Here is a 16510-nt window from a genome sequence, read left to right on the forward strand (position 1 = left end):
AGACAATTCCACAGCTTACATCTCATCCATATAATGTGTAAGCCAACTGAAACGCTGATCTTGTTGTTCATAAAATGAGCAGGAAGAATATAAATATTCATTGGGATCACTCACTAAATTCCAATGCTCCTGTAAGGGGTTAAGATGTATGTAGTTCAGCTTTTGCTCAAGAATTTTTCGATTATATAATCTGATAGGCAAGGCATTTCTTTGCCAAAATTGATGTTTTCGACTGTTACGATCGACTTTGAAGTTCTCTAATAATTGCTGATCTGTATTTCGCAAGTCATCCAGGAACTGATGCCCTGTAAATTTCATAAAACTATCATATGGCATCTCTTTCCCATTTATAGCAATGTTTTGCCATATTAGATGAATATGATTGGGCATAATCACGAAACCATAAACCTTAATCTTTTCTTTTTCTACAAGATGAATAAGGCTGTTTAAAACAATCAGTTTATATTTTTCTGATTGCAGAAGATGTGACCAGTTGAGCATAGTTGCTGTATGAAGTATATCTCGCCTAATTCCATGTTTGAATATAGAAATTATTTGAAATATGCATGTTGTCTGTGAGGACACAGACAACGGGGGTATAGAGGACACAGACAACGGGGTATATGAGATGTCACAAGGTATTATAAATCAATTCCCATTCTGATGATGCAGCAAAGGCCGCGGATCAAAAACCACTTTTATAGAAGTGATCTTGTGGTGCTCCACCTGGTACCAGCCGCAGGCAAAGACGGATATGCCGCCCATCAACACATCGTACAATACGCATACATCAGTGCCATCGGCAAAGGTTTTTAACAAATGATACTTTAATTTCATCTTGTTCATGTCGTTAAAGTAGGCATCGGCGCCATTGCGCGTGCCGAGTACACCTTCAAATTTCAGGTCTTCATCGGCGTATTTCCTGGCATCGTCAAACTCTTCCTCGTTCAGGCATTTGAGGAACGACATGACGGTATATTTTGCGGAAGCTGTAGTTGTCATCATGGCTAAAAAGTTTTAATTGGTACCGGCAGAAAACAAACAATTATTAGCTTCAATTATATTAACTCATAAAATGCAGAAATGTGTTATATCGGGTTCATATTTTAACTGCAATATTGTTGAGGACAAGCTTAGTTGCCGATATTTAGAGGCATAACTGTTCACAAGCGTACGATAGTTGTATCAAATCCGAACAGATTAGGAGTTTGGAGCTTTTATTAAATATTTGATATATAGATAGATATAAGAGGGGCATGTTCTTGGCGGGACGAATGGCATAAGACCAAACGATCATGATCAAAAATTACCTGCTGGTTGCATTCCGCAATCTCACCAAAAACAAGGGCTTTTCATTTATCAATATTTTCGGACTGGCTATTGGTATGGCCGCTTGTCTGCTGATATTGCAGTATGTCACTTTCGAATTGAGTTTCGATAAGTTTCACACCAAAGGCGACAGGATATACCGCATTAACCAGGACCGCTACGATAATGGCAAGCTGAGTACGCGCTGGGCAGGCGGTGCATTTGCCCCAGGCAGCGAGTTCAAAGCGCAGCTCCCCGAGATAGAAGATTTCGTAAAAATGGTGCCTGCGGGTCAGCTGCTGGTAAATTATAAAAATCAGAAGATCGTTATTAAAGATCAGTCCGATTATTTCGTGAGCACTTCGTTCTTTAATATTTTCAGCTATCCTTTATTAAGCGGCGATCCCAAGACTGCACTTAAAGAACCAAATTCGGTTGTTATTTCTGAAACCATCGCTAATAAGCTTTTTCATAACACCAATCCCGTGGGACAAACACTGGTAATGAATAATGACAAGCCGATCAAGATTACCGGCGTAATGAAGGATATGCCTGTCAATACCCATATGAAGCTTGATTTCCTGCAATCGTATTCTACCCTTGTAAAAAACTATGCTCCCGATATTGATAACAGGTGGTATAATGACGGTTGTACAACTTATGTTTTGCTGCGTAAAGGCGTCGATCCAAGAAAATTGGAAGCCAAGTTTCTTCCTATTGTAAAGAAAGCTTATGAACCTTTTAAAAGTGCCGGAGCCACTGCAGTTTATACTTTACAACCGGCACAAAGCATCCACTTATACTCTAATCGTATGTTTGAGTTGCAACCTAATTCAGATGGTAATTCAGTTTACCTATTGTTAGGTGTAGCCATATTCGTGATCGCTATCGCATGGATCAACTATATCAACCTGGCTACAGCACGTGGTATTGGTCGGGCTAAAGAGGTTGGGGTGCGCAAGACATTAGGTTCAGACAAAGGGCAATTGATCACTCAATTTATGTTTGAAGCAGGTTTACTTAACCTGATGTCGCTAATATTGGCTTTCATACTGATAGGTATATTCCTGCCGATTTTTAGCAGCTTATCGGGGACAAGTATTGGTTTTAGCCTTTTTGGGCACCTTTCATTCTGGATAAGTGTTATAGCCATGCTGCTGGTAGGTACATTCTTTTCTGGATTTTACCCGGCTATCGTACTATCATCTTTCCGGCCTGTTGAGGTAATGAAAGGTAAGCTGTCAGCTTCTCCACGCGGCATTATATTACGTAAGGGGATGGTGGTATTCCAGTTTGCAGCATCCATATTCCTGCTGATCGGTTCGCTGACTGTATTCAGACAGATTGAATATATGCAAAAGCAAAACCTGGGTATCAATATTGACCAGACAGTGGTTATCAAAGGTCCGCTGGCAAAGGTGGATTCATTCTTTAAAACCATGAAGAATTTTAAGGAAGAAAGCCTGAAGATAGCCAATGTTAAAAGCGTTACTGCATCCACTGTTGTTCCTGGTGAGCCTATTCCATGGAATGCAGGCGGTGTAAAACTGCGCGGAGCCGCTGAATCTACCGCGAAACAATACAGAGTAGTGGGGGGGGATTATGATTATCTTGATGCCTTTGATTTCAAACTTTTAGCTGGAAGAAAGATTTCAAAAGCGTACCCTGCCGACACCGCTTCGATAGTTCTAAGCAAAAAAGCTTCGGAACTAATGGGCTTTGGTAATCCCAGCGATGCCTTGGATAAACGCGTTGATTTTTGGGGTAAAATTTATACCATAGTGGGTGTGGTAGATAATTATCATCAGCAATCGTTGCGTGATGCTTATGATGCGATCATCTTCCGTTGCATACCTGATGTTGGCGGCAATATATCGGTTAAAATCGGCACAGCGAACGTACAGCAAACCATCGAGGGCCTGCGTGCCAACTGGAAGCAGTTTTTCCCGGAAGATCAATTTGATTATTATTTCCTTGATAACCATTTTAATGAGCAATATCACGCCGATAAACAATTCGGACAGGTGTTTGCAGTATTCACAGGAATAGGTATTTTGATTGCCTGCCTTGGTTTGCTTGGGCTGGTATCCTACACCATTGTGCAACGTACAAAGGAAATTGGAATACGCAAGGTATTAGGCGCCTCGGTAAACAATATTCTGCAATTACTTTACCGGGATTTTGCGATACTAATCGCTATTGCATTTGTGGTAGCTGTACCACTAGCGTGGTATGCTGTTCACAAATGGCTGCAAACCTATGCATTCCGCATCGATATAAATGTCCTGTTCTTTATTATACCATTTATAACTGTAGTGCTCATCGCATTCAGCACAGTATCTTACTTAAGTTTAAAAGCGGCTTTGATGAATCCTGTGAAGAGTTTAAAAACGGAATAGTTACCTATCTTCAATAAATTAACAATGAAAAACCCCGTCAGAATATTCTGACGGGGTTTTCTTTTATAAGTAAAACTTTTAATTACAGTTTACCAATTTCCTGAACAAGGTCGATCAGTTTGTTTGAGTAACCCCATTCGTTATCGTACCATGATACAACTTTAACAAAGTTATTGCTCAGCGCGATACCGGCTTTAGCATCAAAAATTGATGTACGTGCATCACCTTTAAAGTCTTCAGAAACAACTTCGTCTTCGGTGTAACCCAGGATGCCTTTCAACTCACCTTCTGAAGCGTCTTTCATTGCCTTTTTGATCTCCTCGTAAGTAGCAGGAGTTTTTAAGCGGGCGGTTAAGTCAACTACAGAAACGTCGGCCACCGGTACGCGGAAAGACATACCTGTTAATTTACCTTTCAGTTCAGGTAAAACCAAACCTACGGCTTTAGCAGCGCCGGTTGATGAAGGGATGATGTTCTGGTAAGCACCACGGCCACCTCTCCAATCTTTTGCAGACGGACCGTCAACAGTTTTTTGAGTAGCAGTTACCGCGTGGATAGTGCTCATCAAACCTTCTTCAATACCGAATTTATCATTCAATACTTTAGCAACAGGAGCTAAACAGTTGGTAGTACATGAAGCATTTGACACGATATGCTGATCGGCTTTTAATTGCTTGTGGTTAACACCCATCACGAAAGTAGGGGTGTCGTCTTTTGCAGGGGCGCTCATTACAACTTTTTTAGCACCTGCGTCGATATGTTTTTGTGCAGTTTCCTGGGTAAGGAACAAGCCGGTTGATTCGATTACAACCTCAGCGCCAACTTCGTTCCATTTCAGGTTAGCAGGATCTTTTTCGGCAGTTACGCGAATAGTTTTACCGTTTACAACCAAATGGCCGCCTTCAACAGCGATAGTGCCTTTGAATGGTCCGTGAGTAGAGTCGTATTTCAACATGTAAGCCATGTAATCAGGCTCAACAAGGTCGTTAATACCAACTACTTCAACATCAGGTCTTTCAATTGCAGCTCTGAAAGCCAGGCGTCCAATACGGCCGAAACCGTTAATTCCTATTTTCATGATTTTTTAATTTTTACTGGAATAATACGTTAATAAATTATTTATAGGTTCTTTAATTACACTAGTAATGGTAAGGTTTGATTGGGCTGCTGCTTCATTCAGGTAGTCCTGGAAATTTGCAGCCACCGAGCCAACAAAATGCAGTTGTCCCTCTGGGTGCTGGCTGTGTAAAGGTAGCAAATATGTATTAATTAGCTTATTGAAGCCGCCTATTATGACGCTCTTGAGATAATTATCTGATTTATGCTCAAGATAAAACTCTGTAAATGAGTTCAAAAACACGGCCGGTTGCTTTTGACGATAGACTTTCTCCAGCAAGGTTCGGCGGTCCAGATCATACTTCTGCTCAAACTTTTTGCGGATATTGGCTGGCAATGTTTCATTCATAAATGCCCTTAATAACTGCCTTCCAAGCCAATTGCCCGAACCTTCATCGGCCAGGATATAACCTAGGCCATAATTGTTTGGCATTATCTTACGGCCATCATACCAGGCCGCATTTGATCCGCTTCCGCAAATACATATTATGCCCGGTTTATTTTTGCAGCAGGCTATTGCAGCTGCGTCGATATCATGCTCAACCGTTATTTTCGCAAATTTGAAAAAGGTGGAAAGCGCGTTATTTACCACGGCTTTCAGTTCACCGGAGAATGATCCCGCACCAAAAAAGTAAACGCGTTTTATTTCTTCGGCGTGGTGTATCAGGTTGATGTTTTTGTTAAGTAGTTGAATTATTTGTTTTTCATCGTTGAAATAGGGGTTAAGCCCGCTGGTTTTGAAAGACGCTACCGTCCTTCCCTTATCGGCAAGGCGCCATTCGGCATAATTCGACCCGCTATATACAACTGCAATCATTCTTTCTTCAGATAGCTAAAATGTCGGCCATCTCCATCAAATCTTCTTCCAGTTTAAACTCGTGTTGTGTCAAGGCCTCTTCAATATCAGTTATTTTGATATGATTTGCCTGCAAGCCAACCATCTTTTGCGATTGGCCACGTAACAGAGCTTTTACCGCAGCATAACCTAAACGGCTGCCCAAAACCCTGTCGAATGCCGACGGACTTCCGCCACGCTGCAGGTGCCCTAATATAGTAACCTTGATATCGTAGAATTTGATCTCCTGTTGCACACGGCGCGCAATATCATATACACCGCCATTCTTATCACCTTCGGCTACGATTACAATACTGGACGATTTCTTTTTGTCTTGTCCATTTTTAAGATTTTCAATCAGATCATCTATCGCAGTAGCTTTTTCAGGCAATAAAATCGCCTCAGCGCCGCAGCAAACACCGGCGCGTAAGGCAATGGCGCCGCTATCACGGCCCATTACTTCAATAAAGAACAGGCGGTCGTGCGCATCAGCAGTATCACGAATTTTATCAATCGCTTCAACAACTGTATTTGTTGCCGTATCAAAGCCTAAAGTATAGGTTGAACCGTACAAATCATTGTCTATTGTACCAGGTACACCCATTACCTGTATATCAGGATATTTTTTTGAAAAACGAAGCGCGCCGGTAAAAGTACCGTCGCCGCCAATTACTACTAAGGCGTTAATGCCGCGTTTTTTCAGGTTCTGATAAGCTGCCTCCATACCTTCATCGGTACGGAAAGGAAGGCAGCGGGCTGTCTTCAAAATAGTGCCGCCTAAATTCAATATATTACTTACAGAGCGCGGATTCATGTCATACATGTCATCCTCGATCATTCCCTGGTATCCTTTACGTATCCCCACAACTTCCAGGCCGTTGTAAATTCCGGTCCTCACCACGGCTCGTATACACGGGTTCATCCCCGGAGCATCGCCTCCTGAAGTCAAAACACCGAGTTTTATTATTTTCTGCATCTTAGCTTGACTGTTTTTCGGTTACGAATATAGTGTGTGTAAATTACACCATTGAATTTTATTTTATTTTTATTTTTTTTATATTCGGAGAATTACACCATATCTTTAGAGCGTAAACCTATAAATACAAGTTTTTGGAAGTAAAGTTACCTACATTTAATTCAGTTTTCTCTATAGACTGTGTCATTTTTGGCTTCGAGGCCGGTGAGTTAAAGATCTTATTAATAGAGAGAAACGAAGAGCCCTATAAGGACTGGCTCGCATTGCCGGGGTATATCGTAGAGCAGGATGAGAGTATTGACGATGCTGCCGAGCGTATCCTTTATGAACTAACGGGCTTGCGCGACCTGCACATGCAGCAATTCCACACTTTTGGCGAAGTAAACCGTCACCCTCAGGGGCGTGTGATCACCGTTGCTTATTATGCATTGATCCGCATAAACGGACAAAAAGACCTGAGACCGGTTACTCAATATGCAAGGAAAGCTTTCTGGCACCCGGTAAACGAATTACCTAAACTGGCATTCGATCACAGCGAAATATTTAAGACCGGCTTTACCAAATTACGTCGCAGACTTAATTATCAGCCGATAGCATTTGAGTTATTGCCAGAGAAATTCACACTTACACAATTGCAATCGCTTTATGAAGCTGTTCTGAACAAGAAACTGGATAAGCGTAATTTCAGGAAGAAAATGCTGAGCTATGGCTTTTTGAAAGAGCTTGACGAAAAGCAAAAGGGGGTATCCTACCGTGCAGCCAAGCTTTATAAATTCGACAGAAGAAAATACACCAAAATATTTCAAAACGAGCTGAACCTGGAGAATAAAGGGAAAGTGAGTTAACCGAATCCTTAAGCAATAATATTAAATGAAAAAAGCGTTCCGATTATCAGAACGCTTTTTTGGTATATGAGAGGCCGATTATTATAATTGACTTGTCGCCAATTCCAGGTGATATTTTACCAGGTTGTCTATAGGCGAGCGGATAATGTTTCCGACAACCATTCCGTTCTCGGCAACAACTTCTTCCAGTACGTTTCGGAAGTTATAACCTACCGAACCAATACAGTTAAAAGTATATTTCTGGTAGTCAGGATAATGAGTTACCAGGTTGCGGAAAAAGTCTTCAAATGAGGTGCGTACCAGGTTTCTGGAATATTCAATGTGTACATTGTTGTCGTACACAAATTTGCTGAAGCTTGCGCAGAAACGGTTAGCACGGGGTTGAGTGTAAACCTGTTCGTTCACATCATCTGGGGTTAGTTTGTAAGTATCCCAGAATAGTTTTCTTACCGGTTCGGGCATGTAACCTCTAAGGTAGTCTGTAAGCAGTTTTTTGCCGATGTAGCAGCCGCTGCCTTCGTCGCCCAAAATATATGCTCCTGAATCGATGTTGTGAACTACTTCTTTGCCATTATAGATACAGGTGTTTGTACCGGTACCCAGAATAGCCGCGAAACCTTCGTTATTGCCTAACAGCGCGCGGGCAGCTGCCAGCAAATCGTGACCAATATAAACTCTTGCTTTGGTGAATACAGCTTGCATAGCTTCGGCAACGATCTTACGCATATCGTCGGTTGAACATCCTGCACCGTAATAATTTACTTCTGTAATTTCACTCTTCTCAAGGTCCAACGGCAGGTTCTCCATCAGCGATTGCACAATGTAAGCAGTACTTGAAAAATAGGGATTGTAGCCCTCAGTGTTGAAATACACTTTTTTACCTTCTTCGGTAACCAGGCACCAATTGGTTTTGGTAGAGCCACCGTCAGCAATTATGATCATAAATTAAGTTTATCTAAAAAATTGGTTAAAAGTATGATTTACTAATTGTAAATAAAACACTTTGTATTTTTAAAATGTAAAAAATTGGAGCAAAGCATACTAATATACTGTTTTTGAATATAAAAAGCACTATTTCAAAGCATTAATTATGCTAACTAATTTGTACAATTAAAGTGATTTTTAACATACTAACAACCTGTAGTTTGATTTATAACTGAAAACAAAAAAGCCTCAAGCATTTTATCTTGAAGCTTCAGATTAATTTTTTGTAACCCGATATTCAGGCAGGTTGTAACGTGTTATTTTTTAATAGCAATTTAAATACCCTTAGGTGGGTTAACAAAAGTATTGGTACGTAAAGAATAATAATAAAATAGCCCGGACCTAAAAAAGGAAGAATATTATACCTGGGGCCATCGATAAATGCTACTATTAAATCAGCCAATCCTAAAATATTGAATACCCATAAAAGAGGTTTAAATGATACGGTGTTTATCAGCGAAAGCGTTATAAAGGCCAAAATAGCTGCTGCAAAATCGCCAAATGCGGCAGGCAATGCCCAGGCAGGATTAAGCCCTGCATGAACTACGCCGGGAATAAGAAAAGATAAGCCTGCAAATCGAAATGAATGTAAAATGAGAATAGGTTGTACTGCTGCTCTCAGTTCCACGTTATGAAACCGCGGCCAAAAGTATTCCTTGCTTATTTTATTCCATACTATAAGACTTGTTAAAATGCTTATTGCAAATAAGATTGTTGCTTCCATAATTATATTTTTTGAAATACAAAGGAAGCGTGGACGCCTGAAAAGGCAGTTGCCATATGACAAGAACGGAATTGTCATTTGGCAAATAAAATGAACTTAATGCCTGGAAAATTCCCGTCTTATCCGGCTTAGCGAAGAGTTTGTAACCCCAAGGTAAGAAGCGATATGCTTCAACTGGGCAGATTGAAAAATCTCTTTATCGTCTTTTATTAAATCTTCATAGCGTTGTTCGGCTGTTTTATTGATCATGGCTAGTGTTCGCTTTTTATAGGAAACCAGTTCTTTAACCAGCATTCTCCGACCATATTCTCTGAATTCAGGAATGGAATGAAAAACGGTGTTCATTTTTTCAAAAGTAATCGAGTAACCAATGCAATCTGTAACAGCCTGTATATTTTCTTCCGACGGCGTTTGAAGAAAGAAAGAAGCGTGGTCAAAAACCTGCCGACCCTTTGCAAAGAAATTTGTGGTTACCTCATCGCCTTTCAAATCAAAAGTATAAGCCCGCATGAGTCCATCTGCCAAATAGAGCAGGTCGGATACTTTGCCCTCTCTTAATAAAAACTCATTTTTCAAAAATCTCCGGTCTTCAAAATGATTGGTAATGTTGATGATAGTCTGCAAAGACATATCCGAGTTTTTCTGGAAGAAGTCTATAAGAGGTTGTTTGCTCATTAAATCGCTGCTGACTTGAATCTAAGTTACCAAAGTTTTATAGTGTGGCAATATCTTGATTTGGATATGATTTATAATATAAAATGATAGTTGCTATATTAGCAATCAAAACTAAAACCTTATGCAAAAGAGTATTCTGACACTCATTCTATTTATAATTACATCAAAATTCTTATCAGCTCAAACTAAAGATACCACAGTTTATTATTACAGATACCTGCTTCCTCATTATGAATTTGCCGGCTCGCACCGCGTGAGCACTCTTGACAGTGCTGATTATTACAGGGTAATAATACCTCCTGATTCTGGTCAGGTCATGTATAGTGTTAGAGAGTTTTATAAAAATGGCAGACCAAAATTCATTGCAACAGCTCAGGGAAACCTTGGCCTGAAAACAAACGAGTTTTTATTGCAGGAAGCGGTTCCATTTCAGGGACAAAGTATTAGCTATTATTATAATGGAAAGAGACGGTTGATCTCAAATTATAACAATGGGAGAAAAGAGGGAATGGAATACGTCTATTCTCCATTAGGTAAGCTTTACTGCGTGAAGAAATATGAATATGGCTATCATAATAGAATGCTTCTGCTTGAGTGTTATGATTTGGAAGGCAATCAGATTGCAAAAGACGGGAATGGTCATTGGATAGCTTATGATACAGAATTTAAAAATGTTTTTCTCCAGGGAGAAGTGAAGAATGGGCTTCGTGAAGGTACCTGGGAAGGCAATACTAATGACTCTGATTCAATAAAATTTAAAATGGAGTATAAAAAGGGAAAAATGGTCTCCGGGAAAAGTTTTGACAAAAGTGGGCGGGAATATACGTTTGAAGCTATCGCACGCCCTCCTTATTATAAAAACGGTACGGAACTTTTCATGAAGCGGCTAAGTGACCGGATAGTGATTCCAAAAGATGCTAACGGTGAAAAAATACGGGATACAGTTTCCGTTTCCTTCATTATTGAAAAGGATGGTCATTTAACCAATTTTTTAGTTGTAGGACAACCTAATCCTCTGTTGGGTGCAGCTGCGCTGGATGCAGCAAAAAAGAGTTCTTCATTAGAACCAAGGACATATTACGGTATCCCAATAAGATCTCAAATCACTATCAGGCTGAACCTGAAAAAGGGTTATTGGGATTCTCCAAAAATGTATGAAAAAATACTTGATATCAAGTTTATACCACCTGATGAAGAGTATATAAAATAAGGTCAAAACTAATACTTTAGATTTTGTGTAGATTTTTGCATATTTGCACCGCGAAAATAACGCAGATGGTCCCATAGCTCAGCTGGATAGAGCAACAGATTTCTAATCTGTCGGTCTCAGGTTCGAATCCTGATGGGATCACTTTTAGGTCAGCAGCCTTGAGTCGAAAGTCTTGAGGCTTTTTTCTTGGATAGACATACTGATTAGTAAGCACATCATTATAAATTATTGCACATAACTGCCATTCTGTATAAGTGCCAGAACTACTTTATAAGCTGTTTTTTTCTCCCAGCGTGCCACCAGCCAGGCAATAAAACTCAAGGTGAAGATATCGTCATTTTCTCTACCGCTTAGCAGGTTTAGAACAGCCTTTCTATACGCCACTTCAGAAGCCACATCGGGCTTTAGGAGGTATTTTTCAACCAGCTTCAGAAACACCAGCACACGTTCCTCCGAAGTTTTCAGCAGATACCTTTTATATCGCCGACGGAAGCTATTTAGCCGGGACATGGCAAGCTCGATATTAGAAAATTGTGCCTGGATCAGAATTTCCATCAGATTCTTTCGGATAGTCCATAGCATGCCCATTTTTTTCTCATACCAGGCATCAGTGCGCGTTAGTAAAGTCAATTGTTTTAAGCTTCGCCGGTCATTGCACAGGGCTAAAAACATGGTAAGGGATATTTGTAAATCCTCTATATCTTCTGGTTTAGACGAAGGCTTTGTATTAGAGAGTGATTCCTGCAATAACGTGATGGCATCATCAGCAAAGTCTGTAAAGAACAGGTTGAGTGCAGCGAGTAACTGATGACGTAGATAGAACAGCGTATAATAACGGCTGTCCGTTTCCATTAAACCCATCATTTCTTTGAGATAAGATGCACTCTTTGCGAAATTCTTTTGCCGCAGATGGAAGTTCGTCAAATAATACAATATGGATATATGATAAAAGAGATAGGACTGATTTTTAAACGATTGGTTTTGTATAAACTGGTTAGTTCGGTTGATATAGCGCTCTATCAATCTATAATTCTGCTGTATGGCCGCATATTCATTTGCTATGAAAAGGATTTGGTAAATAGACCTATAGGTCATCAGGTCTTGCTCAGAAATTTTGTATTTCCGGATCGTCGTTATTATCAAAGCCGTTAAATTAACGATCTTTCCTTTCAGGTGTATCTCCTGTAGTTCCTTCCTCATATAGGCATAGGCTAAATTGAGCTTAGCCTCGCGCTGCATATGCGACTGGTTCTGCAGAAAGCGAGCGGTCAAAGCATCGAGGTCTTCAGCTCCCGGCAGATGAGCATACTGCAGCTTCAATAGCAAGAGCTCATTCAATAAATTAAACTGCTCCAACTGTTCAGTCAGACGCTCAGCCTTATTCAAACATTTGAATGCTATTTTAATCACATCATTTTCTAACAAAAAACGTCCCACCACGACCAGGCGCAACGCGTCATAGGTATCAGAATGACTGCTTTCAAAGGTTTTCTGCGATAAGAATAGCAGCAAGTTATCCTGTAGTCTTTTACGCAAAGCATGATATGCATCATTACTTTTCTCTGATTTATAGAGTTTATTTAGACCATTTATATCGTCAGTTTCTATCAAATCGAGTAACTGCAAATTTTTCACATCAGATCTTTTGTTTTTTCGATGTAAAAACTGCTTGAAAAGCTTTTTATCAGTATTATTGAGCAGATTGGTCAACTCTGTTAACGAGTCCATATAGATATATTAACGTATATAAAGATACAATAATCGAAAAATTTTATCGTCAGTAATTTTCATATTCTGATTTTTTCAGGTCTGCTTTACATCAGACATTTGGTTCCATATTAATTACTAAAAACAAAATAAACATGGAACCGCTACAACACAGAACAGAAGAAACATCACCTATCGTAAAATATGGTGATAACGTTAGAAACCCGTTTAAACCCACTGCCGCATTTATTGGCGCCTCCTGGTTTGCCTTATTAACAGGCGTGGTTGGCTATTGCATCGGCTTATGGAATGCCAATATGCAGTTGAATGAAAAAGGTTACTATTTCACTATTTTATTGTTTGGCTTATTCTCAGTAATTTCCGTACAAAAAAGTGTTAGGGATAGGGCTGAAGGACTCGTGGTTACGGATCTTTACTATGGCATAAGCTGGTTTGCCACTATTGCCGCAATGGTACTGTTGACTATCGGCCTATGGAATGCAGACCTTGCCCGAAGTGAGAAAGGCTTTTATGCAATGGCATTCTGCCTAAGCATGTTTTCGGCTATTGCCGTACAAAAGAATACCCGCGACGCAAAGATGTTTGAGGATAAAGAGGTGTAACGTAGCGGTTGCTGACCCTGCAGCTCCTTGCCTGGCAAGTCTGCGGGGTTTATTTTAAGTTAGAAGCCTTGAGTCGAAAGTCTCGGGCTTCTAACTTTTGGCTTAACTATTGGCACTCACTCTCCAATGGTCAAAGTGTTCGTTCATGAACACGTGAACGCTTATGAACGCCGTGAACACTGTGTAGTCCTGAAATAGGTTTACAGTTGATCTTGCCCGGATTTTAATTGACAGTTGTGGCGTGCAAAATTGATTCACAACAATTTACCCCTTGCAACGTTGTTCATAATATTAAAACATAAGAACATGAAATTATTGCCGATAATATTAGCAGGTACAGCTTTGGCAGCGGGAGTTGCCTATCTTGTACGTAAAAGAGAAGACGGAACGTCAATTTTGGATGAACTGACCGATAAAGCCCCCGAATGGATGGAAAAAGGCAAGCAATATGCTACCCAAACTATCGACCAGGTTTCAGACCAGATCAGGCAATTCAACCGTAAATCTTAAAAGGGATATCTTTTAAAAGCAAAAAGCCTTAAGTTGAAAAACTTAAGGCTTTTCCTTTGTGATAAATAAATAGTTGCTTAACCCAAAGCTATTTTTCTCTTAATTATAATCTTGTCAATAAACGAGCCGAGTTCTTTCAAAACCGAAAATTCAAGGAAATCTTCTGTCCTTTGCATCCATTCGCCTCCCATTTTAAAAAGCATGGCTGTTCTTCCATCATCAAATTTTACCAGCCATACATGCCAGGTTTTGAAATAGGCGCTGGTTATTTGAATAAATTGTGCGGTACCGTCAGGTAATTTGATCTTATATTTCATAGTGGTAGTAGCTTGATATATGTATAGACGGACAAATGCAGAACAGTATTGTAATCAGTTAAAAAATTTAACTTTCCTTAACAATTCTGATATACGGGCGAAATATATCCTCAGGATTAAATTGGTTACTTAAAGCCTGTTTGATGCCGGGTGTCACGCTGAGCCTGTCGAAGTGCGGTGTGTAAAGGCCTGCCCGCATAGTCTTCGACATGCTCAGATTCACAGCGCTCTTATTGCTTCAGGTCTCTTTGTTTTTCCTGCCAAATTTCAATTGGTTGGCAAGTTCTACGATTTGATGCAGCAATAATTCGATGCAACGGTCTTTCTCCCTGATTTGGGCCAGCACGGTCAGGTATCGGGAAGCGTCCCGCATTTCCTGTTCGGGGTCGAACGACAGCAGGTCTATCAGTTTAACATCCAAAATAAAGGCGATCTGCTCCAGCCGGGATAAGTTGACATCGGTGGCACCGGATTCAATTTTTGAATACGAACTGCGTGTTATGTCCAGCTTTTTCGCCATGAGAGCCTGGTCCCAGCCTTTACTGACCCGGAATTTTCGTATCAGAAAACCGGTTGTTATATTAAGATTAGTTTTAACAGGTTGCAATATAAAATAGGTAGAATTCGTGCTCAATATAAATGAAAAATCTGTAAAAATGCTATTCTGAGGCATATTTCTGGCATTAAACGTCAGGATTTGGATTGATTTAAGTTAGAAACCTCTATTATTGTCATCATAATTTTCCCTGCCAAATTTCAATTCCTGGGAAAGCTCCAGGATTTGACGCAGCAATAATTCAATACAACGGTCTTTCTCCTGAATTTGGACGAGTATTGGCAGGTACCGGGATGCGTCCCGTATTTCCTGCTCCGGATTAAATGATAGCAGTTGTATGAGCCTGACGTCCAGCATAAACGCTATCTGCTCTAACCTGGATAAATTAACATCGGTAAAACCCGCTTCTATTTTTGAATACGAGCTGGGTGTTACCCCCAGTTTCGCCGCCATACAAGACTGGTCCCAGCCTTTAATGATCCTGAATTTTCGTATCAAAAAGCCGGTTGTTATATTAATATTACTCTTAGCAGATTGCATCACCTGAACGATGAATTCGTTATTAATATAAAAAGGGATTCTGTAAAAAAGCTGGTCGGAGGGTTTACTCTTAGCGTGGTATATTATGTAAACAGTACAGGATGTAACCTGTTTTCAATAAAGTGCGACTAAGGTTTCTGAATTAAAAACCATAGTTATGAAACTAAACTTTATAAGAGCGCTGGCTTTATTCTTTGCCGCCTACATCATTGTAACAATACTGGCCGCAGCTACTACTGAAATCTACGGATCAATCGCCAATCTGCCTCCGCCGCCACCCAGGGTGAGCCCGGTAAAAATGCCTGTATTCGTGGCTACTGTGCCCTATCACGTGCTGATCATGCTGATTGTTTGGCCGATATTTGCCTGGATCTATTTCAGAAAGAATCGTAATAAAAATCCCCGTGAAGAAAAATCAGAAACCCGCAATCTTGCAATATTATGGCTTGTGTTGGCGATAGTTGTCGATTGTGTAGGTTTTGTATTGATCAAGTCTCAATATTCTTTATCGGCGCATGCATTTTATGTCGATTATCAGCCTTGGATCAGCCTGATTTATCTGGCCATTTTTTTAAGTCCGTGGATAAGGCTTGGGTTGGCGAGGCGGGGTGCCGGAAAATGATTTGCTGCTTTATGTAGTCAGAGACTACGTTCATAATCGTCCGAAGTTAAAAACTTCGGACAGCGGGCAGCGGGGTGGCGCGAACCAAAACGATATTGCTTTAATGGCCTACGCTTATAGTGCGGGTTACCTGCCACTGCCCGTTGTTATTCTGCCAGATATTGGTGAATTTATATACAGCCGTTATTTTTTGACCGTTTTGGGTAAGCGAAAAACGATGTTCACCCATTTCAACAGCACCATAACCCGGGAGGGGGTATACTTCAAGAGTGCCTGCTATGAGTTCCCGGTGCAGGTCGGGGGTAGCTGTAAAAATCCTTTTGAAGTTGCTGATTGTAGTTGCATAATTGTTCAGCCCATCCCGGTCGTGGTAAAACTCGATATTCTTCGCAAATACTTTTTCTAATACGTCGATCCTGTGATTATTAAAAGCATCAAAAAGCACGCTGTCCATATGGGCAATTGTTTTATATAGCGGAGTTTTTTCCTGGGCTTTAGAATGCTGACAGATACAGCAAATGCAGATACATAGGCTTAGGAGGATGAATTTTTTCATTCTCAAA

19 protein-coding genes and 1 tRNA gene are annotated in these 16510 nt (G+C 40.3%); 7 read left to right on the forward strand and 13 right to left on the reverse strand.

Translation table 11 applies throughout. From position 1 onward, the window contains the following. Nucleotides 1-15 precede the first annotated feature (15 nt). Nucleotides 16-501, reverse strand: coding sequence for a transposase (locus VIM89_RS01245; RefSeq protein ID WP_488154301.1), 486 nt, complete (start codon nt 499-501; stop codon nt 16-18). 147 nt (nt 502-648) lie between these two features. Further along, a complete protein-coding gene (locus VIM89_RS01250; protein ID WP_488154302.1) occupies nt 649-1005 on the reverse strand; it encodes a nuclear transport factor 2 family protein in 357 nt (118 codons plus the stop codon). 290 nt (nt 1006-1295) lie between these two features. Here VIM89_RS01250 and VIM89_RS01255 point away from each other — a divergent pair, with 290 nt between their 5' ends. Further along, nucleotides 1296-3707 (forward strand): ABC transporter permease, encoded by a 2412-nt coding sequence (locus tag VIM89_RS01255; RefSeq protein ID WP_488154303.1) that lies wholly within the window; start codon nt 1296-1298, stop codon nt 3705-3707. Nucleotides 3708-3789: 82 nt separating this feature from the next. On the opposite strand, the gene gap is transcribed toward VIM89_RS01255, so the two are convergent. Genes gap through pfkA form a run of 3 tightly spaced genes read right to left on the reverse strand, consistent with a single transcriptional unit; the run spans nt 3790 to nt 6634 of the window. Continuing rightward, on the reverse strand, nt 3790-4785 hold the full coding sequence (gene gap / locus VIM89_RS01260; RefSeq protein ID WP_488154304.1) for a type I glyceraldehyde-3-phosphate dehydrogenase: 996 nt from the start codon (nt 4783-4785) through the stop codon (nt 3790-3792). A gap of 6 nt (nt 4786-4791) precedes the next feature. After that, nucleotides 4792-5640 (reverse strand): hypothetical protein, encoded by an 849-nt coding sequence (locus VIM89_RS01265; RefSeq protein ID WP_488154305.1) that lies wholly within the window; start codon nt 5638-5640, stop codon nt 4792-4794. Nucleotides 5641-5647: 7 nt separating this feature from the next. Beyond that, a complete protein-coding gene (pfkA, locus tag VIM89_RS01270; RefSeq protein ID WP_488154306.1) occupies nt 5648-6634 on the reverse strand; it encodes a 6-phosphofructokinase in 987 nt (328 codons plus the stop codon). 134 nt (nt 6635-6768) lie between these two features. On the opposite strand from pfkA, the gene VIM89_RS01275 reads away from it, so the two are divergent. Then, nucleotides 6769-7479, forward strand: a complete 711-nt coding sequence (locus tag VIM89_RS01275) for an NUDIX hydrolase (protein WP_488154307.1) — start codon at nt 6769-6771, stop codon at nt 7477-7479. An 81-nt stretch (nt 7480-7560) separates the two neighbouring features. Here VIM89_RS01275 and VIM89_RS01280 read toward each other — a convergent pair whose 3' ends face one another. The 3 genes from VIM89_RS01280 to VIM89_RS01290 all read right to left on the reverse strand — a co-directional run bounded on the left by VIM89_RS01280 (nt 7561) and on the right by VIM89_RS01290 (nt 9862). Continuing rightward, nucleotides 7561-8421, reverse strand: a complete 861-nt coding sequence (locus tag VIM89_RS01280) for an N-acetylglucosamine kinase (RefSeq protein WP_488154308.1) — start codon at nt 8419-8421, stop codon at nt 7561-7563. A 280-nt stretch (nt 8422-8701) separates the two neighbouring features. Continuing rightward, nucleotides 8702-9187 (reverse strand): hypothetical protein, encoded by a 486-nt coding sequence (locus VIM89_RS01285; protein WP_488154309.1) that lies wholly within the window; start codon nt 9185-9187, stop codon nt 8702-8704. Between the two features lie 96 nt (nt 9188-9283). After that, nucleotides 9284-9862 (reverse strand): Crp/Fnr family transcriptional regulator, encoded by a 579-nt coding sequence (locus VIM89_RS01290; RefSeq protein WP_488154310.1) that lies wholly within the window; start codon nt 9860-9862, stop codon nt 9284-9286. Between the two features lie 121 nt (nt 9863-9983). Here VIM89_RS01290 and VIM89_RS01295 point away from each other — a divergent pair, with 121 nt between their 5' ends. Next, nucleotides 9984-11072: an energy transducer TonB gene (locus tag VIM89_RS01295; RefSeq protein WP_488154311.1), complete on the forward strand. Its 1089-nt coding sequence runs from the start codon at nt 9984-9986 to the stop codon at nt 11070-11072. Between the two features lie 67 nt (nt 11073-11139). Continuing rightward, nucleotides 11140-11213: transfer RNA gene (locus tag VIM89_RS01300), tRNA-Arg, on the forward strand. Between the two features lie 84 nt (nt 11214-11297). On the opposite strand, the gene VIM89_RS01305 is transcribed toward VIM89_RS01300, so the two are convergent. Next, the gene (locus tag VIM89_RS01305; protein ID WP_488154312.1) at nt 11298-12800 is read right to left on the reverse strand and encodes a hypothetical protein; all 1503 of its coding nucleotides are present in this window, start codon (nt 12798-12800) and stop codon (nt 11298-11300) included. Between the two features lie 134 nt (nt 12801-12934). Between VIM89_RS01305 and yiaA the strand changes: the two genes are divergently transcribed. Beyond that, nucleotides 12935-13402, forward strand: coding sequence for an inner membrane protein YiaA (yiaA, locus tag VIM89_RS01310; RefSeq protein ID WP_488154313.1), 468 nt, complete (start codon nt 12935-12937; stop codon nt 13400-13402). A 306-nt stretch (nt 13403-13708) separates the two neighbouring features. Continuing rightward, nucleotides 13709-13912, forward strand: coding sequence for a YtxH domain-containing protein (locus VIM89_RS01315; protein ID WP_488154314.1), 204 nt, complete (start codon nt 13709-13711; stop codon nt 13910-13912). Between the two features lie 77 nt (nt 13913-13989). Here the strand turns inward: VIM89_RS01315 and VIM89_RS01320 are convergent, their stop codons facing one another. From VIM89_RS01320 to VIM89_RS01330, 3 genes are all read right to left on the reverse strand, one after another. Next, nucleotides 13990-14229: a hypothetical protein gene (locus tag VIM89_RS01320; protein WP_488154315.1), complete on the reverse strand. Its 240-nt coding sequence runs from the start codon at nt 14227-14229 to the stop codon at nt 13990-13992. Nucleotides 14230-14467: 238 nt separating this feature from the next. Continuing rightward, nucleotides 14468-14902, reverse strand: coding sequence for a helix-turn-helix domain-containing protein (locus VIM89_RS01325; protein WP_488154316.1), 435 nt, complete (start codon nt 14900-14902; stop codon nt 14468-14470). Between the two features lie 39 nt (nt 14903-14941). Then, nucleotides 14942-15325 (reverse strand): helix-turn-helix domain-containing protein, encoded by a 384-nt coding sequence (locus tag VIM89_RS01330; RefSeq protein ID WP_488154317.1) that lies wholly within the window; start codon nt 15323-15325, stop codon nt 14942-14944. A gap of 157 nt (nt 15326-15482) precedes the next feature. Between VIM89_RS01330 and VIM89_RS01335 the strand changes: the two genes are divergently transcribed. Beyond that, the gene (locus VIM89_RS01335) at nt 15483-15947 is read left to right on the forward strand and encodes a hypothetical protein (protein WP_488154318.1); all 465 of its coding nucleotides are present in this window, start codon (nt 15483-15485) and stop codon (nt 15945-15947) included. A 100-nt stretch (nt 15948-16047) separates the two neighbouring features. On the opposite strand, the gene VIM89_RS01340 is transcribed toward VIM89_RS01335, so the two are convergent. Next, nucleotides 16048-16503, reverse strand: a complete 456-nt coding sequence (locus tag VIM89_RS01340) for a nuclear transport factor 2 family protein (RefSeq protein WP_488154319.1) — start codon at nt 16501-16503, stop codon at nt 16048-16050. Nucleotides 16504-16510 lie beyond the last annotated feature (7 nt).

Source organism: Mucilaginibacter sp. (assembly GCF_036568825.1).
Lineage (GTDB): Bacteria > Bacteroidota > Bacteroidia > Sphingobacteriales > Sphingobacteriaceae > Mucilaginibacter.